Below are 651 nucleotides of genomic sequence, written 5' to 3'. Positions count from 1 at the left end.
GAGACCGTCATCCAGGAGCCGCTCGGCGCGCGCTCTAACATCGCCGTCCTGAGCAGGCGGAGCAGTTCGAGGAGCGACCACAGCCGAAAGAAGAGCGACGGCTCGGTGGTTCGCATTGTCGCGCTCGGCCTTCTCCTTTTCCAACAGCTCGTAGAGCTCACAGACTCGAACCCCAAGTCGTCTCGCCGCCTGTTTGATCGGCGTATGTTGCTCGTGGACCAGCTCCCACGCCTTGGTCGTCGTCGCCATGTTCCTCCTACTCGTCGATCATTGAGCGTCCTTTTCGTGCCACGCCGCCGATTGGACATCAATGGTTAGCCGCGCTCGCTCGGAGTGTTGGGGTAGACGGACCGTCACAGCGAGGGCAAGCACTTCGCGCTGTAGAGGAAACCGACGAAGAGAAGGGCGAATTCGCGTCATGTGTCGGCGCCTGGTCGAATGCAGAACAGTCTCATCCGCAAGAATGCAAATTCGCGTTTAACCGGGTCTGGTGCCTTCTGCGCGTGGCTGATATTTTCATAACGTTATCGCCTCATTTCAGTCGTCCATTTGAGCTCCGGAGCTTTCGTCGCTATGTCTCTGCTGCCCCTCCGCTTCGGCGGAGCTACTGCATTACCCGTCGCATCCACCTTCCCGCACAAGCTTTCACCG

At 59.0% G+C, this 651-nt stretch carries 1 protein-coding gene; it reads right to left on the bottom strand.

Annotated features, from left to right (window positions below):
- Positions 1–249, bottom strand: a 249-nt coding sequence (locus tag GSQ92_RS30390) for a hypothetical protein (RefSeq protein WP_216856911.1), incomplete at its 3' end; no start/stop codon positions are given.
- Positions 250–651 lie beyond the last annotated feature (402 nt).

Source organism: Acidisoma sp. S159, assembly GCF_009766125.1.
Taxonomy (GTDB): Bacteria; Pseudomonadota; Alphaproteobacteria; order Acetobacterales; family Acetobacteraceae; genus Acidisoma.
Note: the sequence above shows the minus strand (reverse complement) of the source record. Positions and strands in the feature narration are given on the sequence as shown.